This window comes from Actinomycetota bacterium (genome assembly GCA_018333515.1).
Lineage (GTDB): Bacteria > Actinomycetota > Aquicultoria > Aquicultorales > Aquicultoraceae > Aquicultor.
On sequence record JAGXSZ010000013.1, the window covers coordinates 47,659 to 63,323 of the forward strand.

Sequence of the window (15,665 nt, forward strand, 5' to 3'; positions counted from 1 at the left end):
CTCCATACAAAGGCATTATTATGATAACGCTGTTATCATAATAAATCAAGTGTTGTTGCGGTCTGTATTTGGCGGATAAGGCAAAATCACAAACAGCCCTGAACACGGCTAATGGTGCGATTATACAGACTGTTATGCTTTAAGACAAGAGCACAAATAAGATAGGAAAAAACAGGCATAAAAGGTACTGCGACATACCGTGCCTGGTAGCGGATATGTCGCAGTCGCATGGGATAAAATGTATGAAGGATATTATAAAGCCTGCGCCTATTGGCCATTATCCTTGACATGCGAGGACGAATTAATAAAAACCCGGCGAGCGTGCTCATCTTCTTGCCAGTGGTAGAATTTTCGCGGTAAACGGTAAGTGTTGAACCCGCATGACAAATGGATGCCTGGGGCACCCTGTGGCAAATCTCGCTAAAGCTCGCTTACCTCTTCGACGATAACTAGATAAACCGGAACCCTATTGGCAGCTCTACACATCGAAGGGACATACTTTTTTTATGTGCGACAGAACCTCGCTAGCTAGATTAATCGAATCGGTTCGCGCACTGGCTGCGGGCGACTACCGGAACCGGATTCAAATCGATAAGGCCGGTGAGCTGAGTGCGCTCGCTGTTGAAGTCAACAAGCTCGCCGAAGCTCACCAGATGGCACACGAGACGATACGCGCCCTCAACCACCAGCTCAAACGGACAAACTTCGACGCGATAATGGCGCTCACCGAAGCCCTGAGCGCTAAAGACCCCTATACGCGCAGTCATTCGGAGCGCGTCTCGATATACTCGCTGTTGCTTTCGGAAAGCCTGGGACTGAAGGACGAGGAGATCGATGGCGTCCATGTCGGTGCATATCTGCATGATGTCGGCAAAATCGGCATACCCGAGACAATCCTCAACAAACAGGGGAAGCTTTCGGCGGATGAGTATAGGCAGATTATGGAGCACTCAAATATATCCGGGCAGATCGTCTCGCAAATTCCGAATCTGACGCATATCGCGCAGATGGTCCGCTATCACCACGAGCGCTATGACGGCAACGGTTATCCTGACGGCCTAAGGTCGGATAAGATACCACTCGGTTCACGAATCCTCTCCATCGCCGACGCTTTCGACGCGATGACCTCAGCCCGCCCATACCGACCGGTTTATGAGCCGAAAGAGGCGCTAATCGAGCTAAAGAGCTGCAGCGGGACCCAGTTCGACCCGGTTCTTTGCGAGGCTTTTGTCGACGCCTATGCGCGTAACTTCGGTGAGTATCTCCCGTATGCGCGCGTGTCGTAAGCTAACGTAACAACCGTAACAACGTCCCCTGCACATGTTCTTCAGTCAAAATCCTGCTAGAATACTCTTGTGGTCTATTTCTTATTTTCGAGGTTTGTTTAAGTGGTCGAATACGAGGCCGAAGATGCCGACATCACATATATGAGAATTGCGATAGCCGAGGGGGCGCGGGCGGCGGAGGCCGACGAGGTACCGGTCGGCGCGGTCGTGGTCTGCGACGGAACGGTCGTGGCGAGCGCGCGAAACGAGCGCGAAGGACGTGCCTCGGCGCTCGCGCACGCGGAGATTCTCGCTATAGAGGCGGCCTCGAAGAAACTCGGCCGTTGGCGCTTGAGCGATTGCACCATCTATGTGACGAAAGAGCCGTGCCCGATGTGCGCCGGCGCAATATTCCAGGCGCGGATGGCGCGTCTCGTCTACGGCCCGTCAGACCCCAAAAGCGGTGCGGCGGGAACGCTCTTCAACATAGTCGAAGACGAGCGTCTCAACTGGCGGCTTCCGGTCACCAGGGGTATCTTGGAGGAAGAAAACATCAAGTTGCTTCAGGATTTTTTTAGAGAGAGGCGGCAGCGACCGGTTGGCGGCGCCGACGATTAGCCTAGTAGCCTGCCCTAGTTGCAGAGTCAGCCGGCATAAAAGTCGCCGCCGCTATCGAAGGAACCGCGACTATTTCGGGAGAAGGACAGCGCTGACAGACGTTGTTTTTGGGGGTATTAATTGATAATATTAGAAGGCGCTTTGGGCGTGCCCTAAAAGACAGAGCCAAACGGGGTGCTTTAGGGCGGCAAGAACCGAATATTGGAGGAGTCGCATAGTCCGGCCGAGTGCGGCGGTCTCGAAAACCGTTAGGCCCGCAAGGGCCTCGAGGGTTCGAATCCCTCCTCCTCCGCAGAAAAAGCTCCCCGAGGAGCTTTTTCTAATTTTCTTGCTTCTCGCTTAAGTGAGGCTCGACGCAGATTTGGTCAAAAAGATGAAAATTAGGCGCCTGCGTGTTAAAATGCTAATGCTTGAAATTTAATATAGGTTTCGGAGGAGTCGCATAGTTCGGCCTAGTGCGCGCGACTGGAAATCGCGTTGGCGTTAATAGCGCCTCGAGGGTTCGAATCCCTCCTCCTCCGCATGACCGTGCTAGGTGGGGAGGTAGCGGTGCCCTGTATCCGCAATCCGCTATAGCGGGGCTGAATTCCTGCTCCAGGCTCCCCGGTTGTGAGGTCGGTTGTTGCGCAAGTGGTGTTGAGGGCTGGGTCCCGCGCAACGGAAACTCGTGAACCCCGTCAGGTCCGGGAGGAAGCAGCGGTAAGCGATATTTTCCGTGTGCCGCGGGGAAGCCTGGCCGGAGCCGGCTACGCGGCAACGCTTGGGGCCGGATGTCAAAAGCAGGTGCACGGTCATCTTGTTTCAAGCATTGAGAAAGGCGCTCAATAGGGCGCTTTTTTCTATTCATGCCCGCGAATTTCTCGGCATGCGAAACCTCGATTCCGGCCTCGTCGGGCGTTGCCGACAGCGGCAGCTTCTTTGACTTGACCGGTCAAATCTGCTACGTTTTGTTTAATCATTTAAGCGGCTACGACCGGAGGCTTACCTTGTCTTACGTTTCACTCTATCGGAAATGGCGGCCTCAGACCTTCGACGAGATAGCAGGTCAATCCCACATAACTCAAACGCTTCAGAACGCGATCGATAAAGGGCGCATCTCGCACGCGTACCTCTTTTGCGGACCGCGCGGAACCGGAAAGACGACGACCGCCCGCGCGTTGGCGAAGGCCATAAATTGCGTCGAGGGGCCTACATCGAACTCGTGTAATAAGTGCGAATCGTGCCGGTCGATTGATGACGGCAGCTCCATCGACGTGCTCGAACTCGACGCCGCCTCTAACCGCCGGGTCGAGGAGATACGCGACCTCCTCGAGAAGATCCCATACAGCGCGAGCGGCGGAAACAAAAAGGTCTATATAATCGACGAGGTCCACATGCTGACCACCGAGTCGTTCAACACGCTCTTGAAGACGCTCGAAGAGCCGCCGGAGCATGTCATCTTCGTGCTGGCCACGACCGAGCCGCACAAGGTAATCCCGACGATACTCTCGCGGTGCCAGCGGTTCGACTTTAGACGAATTTCCCCGCCCGACATCGAGGCGCGGCTCGCGCACGTAGCCGAGGCCGAAGGGATCCCGATAGAGACGGCCGCCCTGTCGCTAATCTCGCACCATGCCCAAGGGGCGCTTCGTGACGCGCTAGGCGCACTAGAGCAGCTCGGCTCCTATACTAACGAAAAGATAACCAGCGCCGATGTTATCGCGCTGCTCGGGCTGACCGATAGTGAACTTCTCTTCGATTTCACCGACTTACTGGGCAAGGATGACCTTGCCGGAGGCCTTCTCTTCATAGACGAGCTGGTCGCCAAAGGAGTCGATTTGCGCCGGTTTATCCAAGACCTTCTCGGGCATTTGCGCAACGTCTTTCTAAGGCAGAGCGTCCGGGATATGCGGCAGGCCGGCGTTCCCGACGACCTTAAAGAGCGGCTTTCGGCTCAAGCTGCCCAAATCGAGCCGCGGACACTCACCTTTTACATACAGACACTCAATGATATCTACGGACAATCGAGATGGTCCACCGACCTGCGCCTTCTATTTGAAATAGCCCTGTTTAAGCTCGCCAAGAGCGAGACGGACGCCTCTTTCGAAGGGATACTCCGCCGCCTGGAGCGCCTCGAGAGTGCGGCGCTCAACGGTGCTCTGTCGGCGGCGCAGGCGGCGCCGGCAAGCACGCCGAAGAGACCGGCACGAGCAAGCACGCCGAAGAATAGGGATGAAGCGGCGCCGACGGTACCGGTCGCGCCGGTCGCGCCGGCACCGACGCGGAAGACGGAGGCGGGCACACCGGCGCCGCCGGCGGCAGGCGGCGGTGACTTCGACATCGAGTCGGTTCGCCGGGCGTGGCCGCAGGTTCTCAAATTCGTCAAGGAGAAGAAACCGTCGCGCTACAACTTTTTCGCCGCCGGAAAACCGGTGCGACTCGAGGACGGCGTGCTGGTTCTCGCGCTCAAGAAAAGCGACAAAGAGTTTGTCGAGACGCCGGAGAACATCCAGCTATTGCGCAATACCCTTAAACTGGTGGCCGGTTATGACATCCCGATTCAATGCGAACTCGCCAACGGCGCGCCCAAGACCGTCGCGGTCACCGAGGGCGATGGGGCAGCGGACGATATGCTCGCGCCGGATGATTACATAAAATTGGTTCAGGATACGTTTGGTGCTAAGATAGTCGAAGATATTTCCGTCAAAGAGACAGAGAGTCAGGGGGAACAATCGTGAAGGGCCAGTACGGAAACATGATGAAACAAGTACAGAAGATGCAGGCCGATATGGCGCGTGTCGAGCAAGAGCTAAACGAAACCAACATCGAGGCAAGCGCAGGCGGCGGGGCCGTCAAGGCGGTCGTCACCGGCAAGCAGCAAATCGTTGAGATAAAAATAGACCCGTCGGTAGTCGACCCGGAAGACGTCGAAATACTCGAGGATATGGTGGTAGCCGCCGTAAGCGAAGCGCTCCGTCAATCACAGGAACTCGCGCAGAGCAAACTCGCGGCGGTGACCGGGCCGCTCGCCGGAGGTCTGGGCGGCCTGGGTCTACCCGGCTTCTAGCCCCACATATTTTATTACCAAATCAGGTATAATCAAGGGCAGCGCGAGTGTCGCGCACGCGCATTTTCCAGCTTTCGGCTGTAATGCAAACAGCCGAAAGCTAAAAGAAAGCAAGGTGGATTTTAAATATGGCATATTATGCCGGTCCGGTTGCGATGCTCATCGATGAATTCGCAAAGCTTCCGGGTATAGGCCCGAAGACCGCGCAAAGGCTCACCTTTCATATTCTCAAGTCGCCGCCGGCGGACGCCAAGAAGCTGGCCAGGGCGATAGATGAGGTCAAGGATAAGATAAGCTTTTGTGAGGAGTGTTTTAATGTAACCGACCAGGTTCGCTGTGAATTCTGCCGCGACGCCAATCGCGACCAGGAGGCGATCTGTGTCATCGAGGAACCGAGAGATATAGTGGCCCTGGAGAAGACCGGGGAGTTCAGGGGTCTTTATCATGTGTTGCAAGGCGCTATCTCTCCGATAGACGGTATCGGCCCGGATGATATTCGGGTGCGCGAGTTGCTCAAGCGACTCGGGGGAAAAGAGATAAAAGAAGTAGTAATCGCCACCAATCCCAACATCGAAGGCGAAGCCACAGCCATGTACCTCGCTCGACTCATCAAACCATTGGGTATTACCGTTACCCGCATCGCGAGCGGCTTGCCGGTCGGCGGCGACCTCGAGTACGCTGATGAGGTTACCTTGGGCCGGGCTCTTGAAGGTAGACGCGAAATGTAGTTTACTTCAAATGGGAGAAATTTCCAGCTATGTCTCTAGCCGGAACACGCGACCCAAGGTATAAAGTGTTACTATTTCGGTTACTTACCGTGTGTATAGCATCAATTGTGACAAACATGTAACAAACATGTTGACAGGCTGACGTGTCGACCATTAGAATTCTTCTAATTGCCTTATAAGCAACCGTTCCGCTTTGTAAGCGATAGAGGAACACATTTGACAAGTCTCAAATTTTTCGGAGGTGACAATGGCAGAGGTAAAACTTACTGAGATTCGCTGGCACGCGCGCGGCGGCCAAGGCGCCGTTACGGCGGCAAAGCTTCTGGCTGAGACCGCGCTCTCGCAGGGCCGGTATTTTCAGGCGTTTCCGGAGTACGGCCCGGAGAGGATGGGCGCTCCGATTCAAGCGTTCACGAGAATCAGCAGCGAACCGATCCATATTCGCAGCAGTATCGCGAACCCGGAGATCGTTGTCGTGCTCGACCCCACGCTATTAAAGGCGGTCGATGTTACGTCGGGCATGCACACAGACGGCGTCTTAATCGTCAATACCGATGATGAGCCGAAAGCGATTCGCAAAGCGATGGGCCTCAAAGGTCGCACGATATTTACGGTCAATGCGACTAGAATCGCGCAGGAGACGATAGGGCGGCCGATTCCGAACACGCCTATGATGGGCGCGCTCGTCCGGGCGACCGACATGATGCCGATAGAAAACCTCACCGACTATGTCCGCAAATCCTTCGGCAAGAAATTTTCCGACGAGATTATCGAGGGCAACGTGCGCGCGGTCGAGCGTGCTTATGCGGAGGTGAAAGCGGAGTGAAATGGAATATAAAAGACGCCGAGCACTGGGGTTGGAAGAAATATCCCGAGGGCGCACTCATTCTTGAGGGCGGCAACGCCGCGTATTATAAGACCGGCGGCTGGCGCACCGACAAGCCCGCGTGGGATGAGGAGAAATGTACCCAGTGCTTGATTTGCTGGATAAGCTGCCCCGACTCATCGATTATCGTAAAAGACGAGAAGTGGGATAGCTTCGATTACGACCACTGCAAGGGATGCGGCATCTGCGCGAAAGTTTGCCCGGCCGACGCTATCTCTATGCATCCCGAAGGAGGCGAGGAATAATGGCAAAGACGGCTACTAAGCAAAAAATTGTTGCGATGACCGGTAACGCGGGCTGCGCGTTCGCGATGAAACAGATAAACCCGGATGTCGTCGCGGCGTATCCGATTACACCGCAGACGACGATTGTCGAGGAGTTCGCGAACTACGTGGCCAATGGCGTTGTGGATACCGAATATGTCAATGTCGAGTCGGAGCATAGCGCGATGAGCGCCTGTATCGGCGCTTCCGCCGCCGGGGCTCGAGTTATGACCAGCACCTCGTCCCAGGGCCTCGCGCTCATGTGGGAAGAGCTTTCTATTGCGTCGGCGCTCAGGTTGCCGATTGTCATGCAGACCGTAAACCGGGCGCTCTCCGGCCCGATAAACATCCACTGCGACCACTCGGACTCGATGGGCGCGCGTGATATGGGTTGGATACATCTCTTCGCCGAGACGGCGCAAGAGGCCTACGATAACACGATTATGGCCATCAAAATAGCCGAGCACAAGAATGTGCGGTTGCCGGTTATGTCGATGCACGACGGTTTTATTACCAGCCATGCGATAGACCGTTTCGAGGTTTTGGACGATGCCGACGTAAAGAAGTTTGTCGGCGATTACAAACCGAAGCACTCGCTTCTATATGATCCGAACGAGCCCGTGACCTTTGGCCCGTTCGCGATGCCGGCCTTCTACTACGAGCAGAGAAAACAACTGCGTGTCGCGCTCGACGGCTCAAAAGATATCGTCATGAAGGTCACCGACGACTTCGCGAAACTATCCGGCAGGCAATATGGCCTCTTCGAAGAGTACAGGCTAGACGATGCCGACGTCGCCGTCGTGGTTCTCGGCTCGACCGCCGGAACCGCCCGCTATACCATCGACGCGATGCGCGCGCAGGGCGTCAAGGTCGGCATGCTTAAGCTGCGGGTCTTCAGGCCGTTCCCGGCGGCGGAGCTTGCGGAGGCGCTCGGAAAGATCAAAGCGGTCGGCGTTATGGACCGCTCCGATACGGCGGGTTCGCTCGGCGGGCCGGTCTACACAGAGATAAAAGCGGCGCTCTACAACAGCAAGCTGCGACCGGCTATTCAGGGATACGTCTACGGTCTAGGCGGCAGGGATACCGGACCGGATCAAATCGAGACGGTCGTAAATGACCTTGTCAAAGTAGTCAAGGGCGAAGAATCGCCGCGTGAGGCCGTTACATTACTTGGAGTAAAGGAGTAGGAGGCAGATGGCAACGATTAAAGAGCTTAGCAGGAAACCCGAGCTTCTAACCGGCGGCCACAGGCTGTGCGCCGGTTGCGGTGCCTCTGTCGCGGTTCGCCAGGTGTTGCTTGGTGCGAATGACCAAGTTATCGGCGGTATAGCAACGGGTTGCTTGGAGGTCTCGACAACGCCGTACCCGTTTTCGGCGTGGAAGATACCATTTATCCATAATGCGTTTGAGAACGCCGCGGCCACTATCAGCGGCGTCGAGTCGGCGTACAACGCGCTCAAGCGCAAGGGCAAGATCGAAAAAGAGATGAAGTTCGTCGCGTTCGGCGGCGACGGCGGCACCTACGACATCGGCTTGCAGTCGCTCTCCGGGGCGATGGAGCGCGGCCATAATATGGTCTATGTCTGCTATGATAACGGTGCGTACATGAACACCGGTATCCAGCGGTCGAGTTCGACCCCGTTCGGCGCGTCGACGACGACCTCGCCGGCGGGCAAAGTTCGCCCGGGCAAGCCGCAACAGAGAAAAGACTTGGCGCAGATCATGGCGGCGCACAACATCCCGTATGTCGCGCAGGCCTCGATAAGCCATTGGAAAGACCTCGTCAAGAAGGCCGAGAAAGCATTTTCAGTCGAAGGCCCGGCGTTCTTGAATATTATGGCGCCGTGCCCGCGCGGCTGGAGGACACCGAACGAAATCACCATCGAGATTGCGAAAATATCGGTGCAGACCGGTTATTGGCCGCTCTACGAGGTCGAAGACGGCGAGTGGAAGCTCAACTTCAAGCCGAAGGCGCTCAAACCCATCACCGACTTCTTGAAACCGCAAGGGCGTTTTCGCCACCTCTTCAAGCCGGGCAACGAGCACCTGCTTGAGACGTTCCAGGTCGAGATAGACAAGAACTGGAGCCGGCTTAAGAAACGCTGCGGCGTGGAGTAATTCGTAGCTCAGGGCTTTAGCCCTGATTTTAGAAGGAGTATAATAGAAGCCGAATTAGAGGCCGAGTTTGACTCGGCCTCTAATGATATGGGTAGAATTAAAAGTCACGGAAAAGTCATGGTTGCGCAATACGCCGACCCTTAAAGCGTAGTCGTCCGATTTATCGGGCGAAAGAGGTGTCTTTGATGATGCGGCCCGACATACCCTTTGCGGAATATGAAAAACAGACCACGCGCGACGTCTTCATCGTCATTGAGCCGATTGCTCTCAAAATCGAGGAGGGCGCTATCGAAGATGCCCGCGGTATGCTGGCGCGCCTGTCCGGTTGGTTTCTGGATAAGATTGAAGCAGGAGAACTAGAGCCTTGGAAGGCACGGAATGCTTACTTCCTACTCAGCGTCTATCTTACTCATAACTATTCTGGGGACATATTGGGCGGGGAGGCGCACGAGCTTATCCATGAGGGTACGCTTCTTCATGAGTACGGCCTGGATTTCGGCCCGGATACCAAATACATGCGTGAGCTGGCCGGCAGGCTTGCGCTCGAGGATGACGAGGCCGAAGCTTAATCCGGCTTAGTTTTGGACTTCGGGTCGCTCTTCTTTTTAAACGGGATGACGTTGGTGCGCTTTTTCGGTATAGGCTTTGGCACATAGTTACGCGGCGGCCCATAGCCGGTGAGGTTGTTGGGTTGCCGGGGTTCTCGCCTGTCTGGACGGTGGTTATGGTAGGCTCGTTTCGCCCGCCGGTTTTTGAGCACGGTATAGAGAAGCGCCCCGAGCAAACCTACGATAATTATCCAATAAATGCCCGTTACTACGAAAACCGAGCGCGTCATCAGGATAATGGCCGCCAATGCGACCAGGATGAGCGGGTTCCTATACTTGGCAACGCGCATGCTGAGCGGCGGACCTGTTCGCAGTGGTCCGTTAGTCGGCCGCGCCTCGCAGTTCGCGCACCTGTATGCGCCTTTTTCAAATCTGGTTCCACATTTTGGACAGTATGACATATTCACTAATTATAAAGGCAAAGCCGATTTTTTGAAAGATGGGTTTGGCCGCCTATTTTCCTGACGACTCAAATTTTGTCCGCCCGCAAGTGCTCAGCCGAGTTGCTACAAGCAGTCTTGCCTGCTAAAATAAAGATTTGTAACAGAATGGGGGTAGGATTGTGGGAATTATCGTGCAGAAATTCGGCGGGAGTTCCGTCGCCGATGTCGAAAAAATCAAAAATGTCGCTAAAAGGGTCGTCGCGACCAAGCAGGCCGGGAGTTCTGTTGTGGTCGTAGTATCGGCGCTTGGTGATACCACCGACGAGCTCGTCGAGTTGGCGCGGCAGATTTCCGTAAAACCGCCCGAGCGTGAGATGGACATGCTACTCGCCACCGGCGAGCAGCAATCGGTCGCGCTCTTGGCGATGGCCATATATGAACTAGGCCACGAGGCGATATCGTTCACTGGCTACCAGGTCGGCATCGTAACCGACGACAGCCACACCAAAGCGCGAATCGTCGATGTCAAGTCGGAGCGTATCATGGACGCGCTCGAGAGCGGCAAGATATGTATCGTCGCCGGTTTCCAGGGTGTGACCATCGACAACGATATAACCACGCTGGGCCGGGGCGGCTCGGATACGACGGCCGTAGCGTTGGCCGCGGGCCTCAACGCCGACAAGTGCGAGATATATACCGACGTCGAAGGGGTCTTTACAGCGGACCCGAGGATTGTGCCGGAGGCATCGCTGGTGTCCGAGATAACCTACGAGGAGATGCTCGAGATGGCGTCGAGCGGCGCCAAGGTTCTCCAGCTTCGTTCGGTCGAGTACGCGCGCAATCACAACGTCGTTATGCAGGTCAGGTCGAGTTTTGCCGATAGTGCGGGAACGGTTGTCAAGGAGGAAGATGAGGGGATGGAGAGACCTATAATCAGCGGCGTAACCCACAATACCAGCGAGGGAAAGATAACCATCTACGGCGTGCCGGACAGGCCGGGCATCGCGGCTAAGGTCTTCAAACCGCTGGCGGCGGCCAACATCAACGTCGATATGATAGTGCAGAACGTGAGCCACAAGGGCCACACAGATATCTCCTTCACTCTCGACCTCGACGACGTGCCGAGGGCGCAATCGATAATCGAAGATTTGGTGCGCGAGTTCGGCGCACAAGGACACGACCTCGACAAGGATATAGCCAAGGTATCCATCGTCGGTGCCGGCATGAAGAGCCACCCCGGTGTGGCCGCCGAGATGTTCGATGTCCTGGCGGAGAATAGTATCAACATCCAGATGATAAGCACCTCGCCGATTAGGATATCCTGCGTCATCGACGAGGGTAATATAGCGACAGCGGTCCGCGCGCTCCATGAGCACTTCCAACTCAGCGAGGAGGCGGTCACCGATGAAGCTCTTTAATGTCGCCGTTGCCGGGGCGACCGGCGCGGTAGGCGAGGAGATGCTCCAGGTCTTGGAGGCGCGCGATTTTCCTGTCGCCGACTTAAAGCTTCTGGCCTCGGGTCGCTCGGCGGGCAAAAAACTTCGATACAAAGGCGAGGAGTTGGCCGTCGAGGAGTTGGCTAAGGACTCTTTTAAGGGTATAGACATCGCGCTCTTTTCAGCGGGCGGCTCGATTAGCAAAGAGTTCGCGCCGGCCGCGGTCGAGGCGGGCGCGGTCGTGGTCGACAACTCCAGCGCGTTCCGCATGGACGCAGATGTGCCGCTGGTGGTGCCCGAGGTCAACCCGGCCGATGTGAGGAAACACAACGGCATTATCGCCAACCCGAACTGCACGACCATCATCATGCTGGTGGCGCTGAAACCGCTCTACGACTACAGCCGCATCAAGCGCGTGGTCGTCTCGAGCTATCAGTCGGCGTCGGGCGCCGGGGCTAAAGGCATGAGTGAGCTTATCGACCAGATGCGGGCGTTTGCGGCCGGCAAGGAACTCCATGTCGAGCACTTCGCCTATCAGCTTCTATTCAATCTCATACCGCACATCGATGCCTTTCAGGAAAACGGGTATACCAAGGAAGAGATGAAGATGGTCCATGAGACCCGCAAAATAATGGGTGATATGGATATCGCGGTCTCGCCGACCTGCGTGCGCGTCCCTGTGCTCAGGGCGCATTCGGAGGCGATAAACATCGAGACCGAGAAGAAGATAACCCCCGAGAAGGCGCGCGAGCTTTTCGCGGCCGCACCGGGTTTAACCGTCATAGACGACCCGGCGAACAAAGCGTACCCGATGCCGCTCTTCGCGGCGGGCCAAGACGACTGCTTCGTCGGGCGCATCCGCGAGGACCTCTCGCTCGAGAACGGCTTGAACTTCTGGGTCGTCGGCGACCAGATAAGGAAGGGCGCCGCGCTCAACGCGGTGCAAATCGCCGAAGAACTTATAAGGGGATGATGTTATAGTGGACAACAATATTCCGTCGATTGAAGAGGTCTCGAAATTTCACGGGCACGTCTGTCCCGGCTTGGCGCTCGGCTACCGGGCGTCCGAGGTCGCGCTGGAGTGGCTCAAGCACCACCGCGCCGAGGACGAGGAGATAATCGCCATCGTCGAGAACCGCGCCTGCGGTATCGACGCGCTCCAGTATATGCTGGGGACGACCGCCGGCAAGGGTAACTTCTTCATCAGCGATTACGGCAAACATGTCTACACCATCGCCAACCGTGCGACCGGCAAAGCGCTTCGTATCGCGGTTAAGCCGAAGGGGCGCTGGGCGAAAGAGGGCGAGAGCCGCGAGGAGACCCTCAAGCGCCTCCTTGAGATGCCGGCCGATGAGCTCTTCGAGACCCGCGAGGTCGAAATCGAGCTGCCGGGCAAAGCCGAGGTTCTCCAATCGGTCGTCTGCGAGGATTGCGGTGAAGCCGCCATGGAGACTAAAATTCGTCACTACCACGCCCGCCGGCTCTGCATCCCCTGCTTTGAAGCGGAGAGCGGTTTGGAGGCGTAGGTTTTTTTGCCGAGCGGCATGCCTTGGCGTCACTTAATCATGCGAGAAACCGGCAGGACGATACTATTTGTTAAAAAGTTTAAAAACTTGCGCGGATAGTATTGTGGGTCGCCAACGAATACTCTATTGTAGTATGTTATGGACAGCAGAGAGCATATCGCCATCGGTACTTATGGTCTTTTAGACAACGTACATCCGTTGCCGGTTACCTATCACATCATTCTCTCAACAGTCGAAGACGACTTCTTTACGACCCACGGGAAATGCAACAACCTCGCCTACCTGATATTCGAGACGACCGCGCTCCACGGTTACAGCCTCTTCGCGTTTTGCATACTCCCCGGCCAGGTGCATATACTGTGCAGACCCGGCAATTTGCTCGTCGGCCATTTCGTTAACCTCTTGAGGTTTCGCTACGAGCATGTCATGGCCAAACTTGGTTTTGGCAAATGTGTCTGGCAAAGACCGTTCGACGAGTACCGGCTCCATGCCGAAGAGGTGATAGAAAAAGCCATGTATATTTTTGACGCGCCGGTCGAGAAAGGGCTTTGCGAAAGCGCCGTCGCATACCCGTTTTCGTTTGTGCTGGGAGGCAAGGACTATCTCCCTTGACGCAGCGAAACAGTCAGACCCTATTACTACACATCCGGCCGCTGCGCGCGCGCAACCGGGCCGCTCTTTAGCTTGTAGGCCGGGCCGACGCGTACCTCGGCGGTCGCGCCGGGCATCGACTCGCCGATACGCGCCGCCACCTCATGGGAGATGTCGTGCCTGCGTTCAGTGCCCATATCCTATGTCGCCTCCTTGCCTGATTCTATTTATCCCCGATATGGCTCCATCTTTATTGACTTAATGCAGTAACATGTGTTACAGTTGCATCATATGATACACGATATGTTTCTCGAAGGTGAGGGCTGGCTATTGCTTTTTTATAGCACGCCTTCAAAACCTGTGAACCTCAGAGTCAGGGCATGGAGGAAGCTCGCAAAGGTGGGGGCGGTGCAGCTTAAAGGCACCGTCTATATACTCCCATACAATGAGGAGCACTACGAGTTCTTCCAATGGCTGGTCTCTGAGATTGTTTCCCTGGGGGGCGAGGGAGCCTTCGCCCGTGTCGAAGCGATCGAGAACATGGAAGAGCGCGATATAGTCGATCTCTTCAACCGCCAACGAGAAGAGGAGTACGGCCAAATCGAAAAAGGAATCGACGAACTCGAAAGAAGGGCAAACAGCATAAGACAGGGGAGTGAGAACCCGGGCATTAAGGCGCTGTTGGAGAAGGTGAACAAGTACCTAAGAGAGTTCGATGAGGTAAAAAGGAAAGATTTCTTTGCGTCGAATGCCGGGATTCGCCTAGAAAAAAGATTAAAAGTCATCGAGGACCTGATCAAAGGCTTGTCGGGAATCGATTCGAAGAGGTCCGTCCCCGCCGTGGTAGTAAAACGCTTGGAAGAGTATCAAGGTAAGAGATGGGTTACGCGAAAAAGGCCTTTTGTGGATAGGATGGCGTCCGCATGGCTTATTAGAAAATTTATAGATGAGAAGGCGACCTTTGATTTTATAGATGAAGAGGAGTTAAAAGCGCTGGGAAAAGACGTCGTCGCTTTCGACGCAATGGGTGCGGAATTCACCCATCAAATGGATATGTGCACATTCGAGGTGCTTATTAAGTCGTTCAGACTTAAATCGAAAGCCCTTAAAAATATAGCCGAGATCGTCCACGAACTCGATATCAAGGACGACCGGCACAAAAAACCCGAAGCTAAAGGGGTTGAGGAGATCCTGATAGGGATAAGAAAAACCGCAAAAGACGACCGGCAAGCCCTTGAGCAAGGGATGGTAGTATTCGAGATGCTCTACGCATCTATGGCGTGATTGAAAAAGGAGGAGATTATGCCGACTGTTGATAAGCATTTTAAACTGAGTGCGGAAAGGACCGGCAAAGAGTATCGCGATATCCATGAGTGGATCGATCTAGATCCTGAACACAAGGCCGAGCGTCATGACATTACGAAGATATACGAGCATGGAAGGGCGATTGAGGAGATGTATGGCAAGGAGGCGCTGGAGGAGTATATCGGGCATATCCGTGATGATATTCGCGCTAAATTCGCGCACATCCTGAGGGGTCTTGATGAGACGATCGAAGATGCGCTAACCTCGTTCGGCATCAAAGCGGCGCAAAGAACGGGTTATAAAATTCAGGATTCGGATTTAGCGCTACTCAAGGAGGCGGGCGTCTCGGATGATGACATACGACATTGCAGCGAGGTCGCGAAAAAGGCCTTAGAGATCGCCGAAAGGATTGCCGGCAAGACAGGCATAAGGATCGATATGGAGCTTGTTGGACGAGGCGCCTTATTTCATGACCTTGGCAAGTCAAAGACCCATGCTCTCGAGCACGGCGCGATCGGCGCCGGACTCGGAGAGAGTTTTGATCTCCCCAAAGCGATCACCGATATCATGGAGAAGCATATAAGGGGCGGGCTTACCGAGGAGGAGGCGCGTGAACTCGGCTTGCCGGAAAAAGACTATTCTCTTAAAACCCTGGAGGAAAAAGTAGTGATCTATGCCGACAGACTGGTAGACATAATCACCGATCCCGATGGGATCGTAACCGACGAACTAGAAGCGGAAGCGCGATTTGAAGAGATACTTAGAGGCTATCCTAAATACGGCAAGAACGATAAGACCCTCAGCCGGTACGTGGGCTATCACAACGAGCTGCAGAGGCTTATGTAACCGATGCGACCCACACCCTTCGTAGTGCTATGCAGCGCAGGATTCT

The 15,665-nt window shown here is 55.2% G+C and carries 18 protein-coding genes, 2 tRNA genes and 1 other RNA gene; 19 read left to right on the forward strand and 2 right to left on the reverse strand.

Going from position 1 to position 15,665, the window contains the following annotated elements:
- The first annotated feature begins 506 nt into the window (after positions 1–506).
- From KGZ93_03420 to KGZ93_03480, 13 genes are all read left to right on the forward strand, one after another.
- Positions 507–1,286, forward strand: coding sequence for an HD domain-containing protein (locus KGZ93_03420; GenBank protein MBS3908667.1), 780 nt, complete (start codon positions 507–509; stop codon positions 1,284–1,286).
- A gap of 141 nt (positions 1,287–1,427) precedes the next feature.
- A complete protein-coding gene (locus KGZ93_03425; protein MBS3908668.1) occupies positions 1,428–1,883 on the forward strand; it encodes a nucleoside deaminase in 456 nt (151 codons plus the stop codon).
- A gap of 203 nt (positions 1,884–2,086) precedes the next feature.
- Positions 2,087–2,175, forward strand: a tRNA-Ser gene (locus KGZ93_03430).
- Positions 2,176–2,314: 139 nt separating this feature from the next.
- Positions 2,315–2,404: transfer RNA gene (locus tag KGZ93_03435), tRNA-Ser, on the forward strand.
- 5 nt (positions 2,405–2,409) lie between these two features.
- Positions 2,410–2,674, forward strand: an RNA gene (gene ffs, locus KGZ93_03440) — signal recognition particle sRNA large type.
- 195 nt (positions 2,675–2,869) lie between these two features.
- The gene (gene dnaX, locus KGZ93_03445; protein ID MBS3908669.1) at positions 2,870–4,600 is read left to right on the forward strand and encodes a DNA polymerase III subunit gamma/tau; all 1,731 of its coding nucleotides are present in this window, start codon (positions 2,870–2,872) and stop codon (positions 4,598–4,600) included.
- Positions 4,594–4,929 (forward strand): YbaB/EbfC family nucleoid-associated protein, encoded by a 336-nt coding sequence (locus KGZ93_03450; protein MBS3908670.1) that lies wholly within the window; start codon positions 4,594–4,596, stop codon positions 4,927–4,929. The genes dnaX and KGZ93_03450 overlap by 7 nt, the downstream gene beginning before the upstream one ends.
- A gap of 128 nt (positions 4,930–5,057) precedes the next feature.
- Positions 5,058–5,657 (forward strand): recombination mediator RecR, encoded by a 600-nt coding sequence (recR, locus tag KGZ93_03455; protein MBS3908671.1) that lies wholly within the window; start codon positions 5,058–5,060, stop codon positions 5,655–5,657.
- Between the two features lie 247 nt (positions 5,658–5,904).
- Positions 5,905–6,483, forward strand: a complete 579-nt coding sequence (locus KGZ93_03460; protein ID MBS3908672.1) for a 2-oxoacid:acceptor oxidoreductase family protein — start codon at positions 5,905–5,907, stop codon at positions 6,481–6,483.
- 8 nt (positions 6,484–6,491) lie between these two features.
- On the forward strand, positions 6,492–6,788 hold the full coding sequence (locus KGZ93_03465) for a 4Fe-4S binding protein (protein ID MBS3908673.1): 297 nt from the start codon (positions 6,492–6,494) through the stop codon (positions 6,786–6,788).
- Positions 6,788–7,993: a pyruvate ferredoxin oxidoreductase gene (gene porA, locus KGZ93_03470; GenBank protein MBS3908674.1), complete on the forward strand. Its 1,206-nt coding sequence runs from the start codon at positions 6,788–6,790 to the stop codon at positions 7,991–7,993. The genes KGZ93_03465 and porA overlap by 1 nt, the downstream gene beginning before the upstream one ends.
- A 7-nt stretch (positions 7,994–8,000) precedes the next feature.
- Entirely contained in the window at positions 8,001–8,924 is a 924-nt protein-coding gene (locus KGZ93_03475; GenBank protein ID MBS3908675.1) for a pyruvate ferredoxin oxidoreductase, read from the forward strand.
- A gap of 185 nt (positions 8,925–9,109) precedes the next feature.
- Positions 9,110–9,493, forward strand: coding sequence for a hypothetical protein (locus KGZ93_03480; GenBank protein ID MBS3908676.1), 384 nt, complete (start codon positions 9,110–9,112; stop codon positions 9,491–9,493).
- Here the strand turns inward: KGZ93_03480 and KGZ93_03485 are convergent.
- Positions 9,490–9,822 (reverse strand): hypothetical protein, encoded by a 333-nt coding sequence (locus tag KGZ93_03485; GenBank protein MBS3908677.1) that lies wholly within the window; start codon positions 9,820–9,822, stop codon positions 9,490–9,492. The genes KGZ93_03480 and KGZ93_03485 overlap by 4 nt on opposite strands.
- Positions 9,823–10,094: 272 nt before the next feature.
- Between KGZ93_03485 and KGZ93_03490 the strand changes: the two genes are divergently transcribed.
- From KGZ93_03490 to KGZ93_03505, 4 genes are all read left to right on the forward strand, one after another.
- Positions 10,095–11,333, forward strand: coding sequence for an aspartate kinase (locus KGZ93_03490; protein ID MBS3908678.1), 1,239 nt, complete (start codon positions 10,095–10,097; stop codon positions 11,331–11,333).
- Positions 11,320–12,324, forward strand: coding sequence for an aspartate-semialdehyde dehydrogenase (locus tag KGZ93_03495; GenBank protein MBS3908679.1), 1,005 nt, complete (start codon positions 11,320–11,322; stop codon positions 12,322–12,324). The genes KGZ93_03490 and KGZ93_03495 overlap by 14 nt, the downstream gene beginning before the upstream one ends.
- A 7-nt stretch (positions 12,325–12,331) precedes the next feature.
- Positions 12,332–12,877: a TraR/DksA C4-type zinc finger protein gene (locus KGZ93_03500; protein ID MBS3908680.1), complete on the forward strand. Its 546-nt coding sequence runs from the start codon at positions 12,332–12,334 to the stop codon at positions 12,875–12,877.
- Positions 12,878–13,015: 138 nt separating this feature from the next.
- Positions 13,016–13,489, forward strand: coding sequence for a hypothetical protein (locus KGZ93_03505; protein ID MBS3908681.1), 474 nt, complete (start codon positions 13,016–13,018; stop codon positions 13,487–13,489).
- A 26-nt stretch (positions 13,490–13,515) separates the two neighbouring features.
- Here the strand turns inward: KGZ93_03505 and KGZ93_03510 are convergent, their stop codons facing one another.
- Entirely contained in the window at positions 13,516–13,665 is a 150-nt protein-coding gene (locus KGZ93_03510; protein ID MBS3908682.1) for a hypothetical protein, read from the reverse strand.
- 211 nt (positions 13,666–13,876) lie between these two features.
- Between KGZ93_03510 and KGZ93_03515 the strand changes: the two genes are divergently transcribed.
- Together KGZ93_03515 and KGZ93_03520 are read left to right on the forward strand one after the other, a co-directional pair.
- Positions 13,877–14,752 carry a chromate resistance protein gene (locus tag KGZ93_03515; protein MBS3908683.1) on the forward strand — a complete coding sequence of 292 codons (876 nt, stop codon included), beginning with the start codon at positions 13,877–13,879 and terminating at the stop codon, positions 14,750–14,752.
- Between the two features lie 18 nt (positions 14,753–14,770).
- Positions 14,771–15,619, forward strand: a complete 849-nt coding sequence (locus KGZ93_03520; GenBank protein ID MBS3908684.1) for an HDIG domain-containing protein — start codon at positions 14,771–14,773, stop codon at positions 15,617–15,619.
- Positions 15,620–15,665 lie beyond the last annotated feature (46 nt).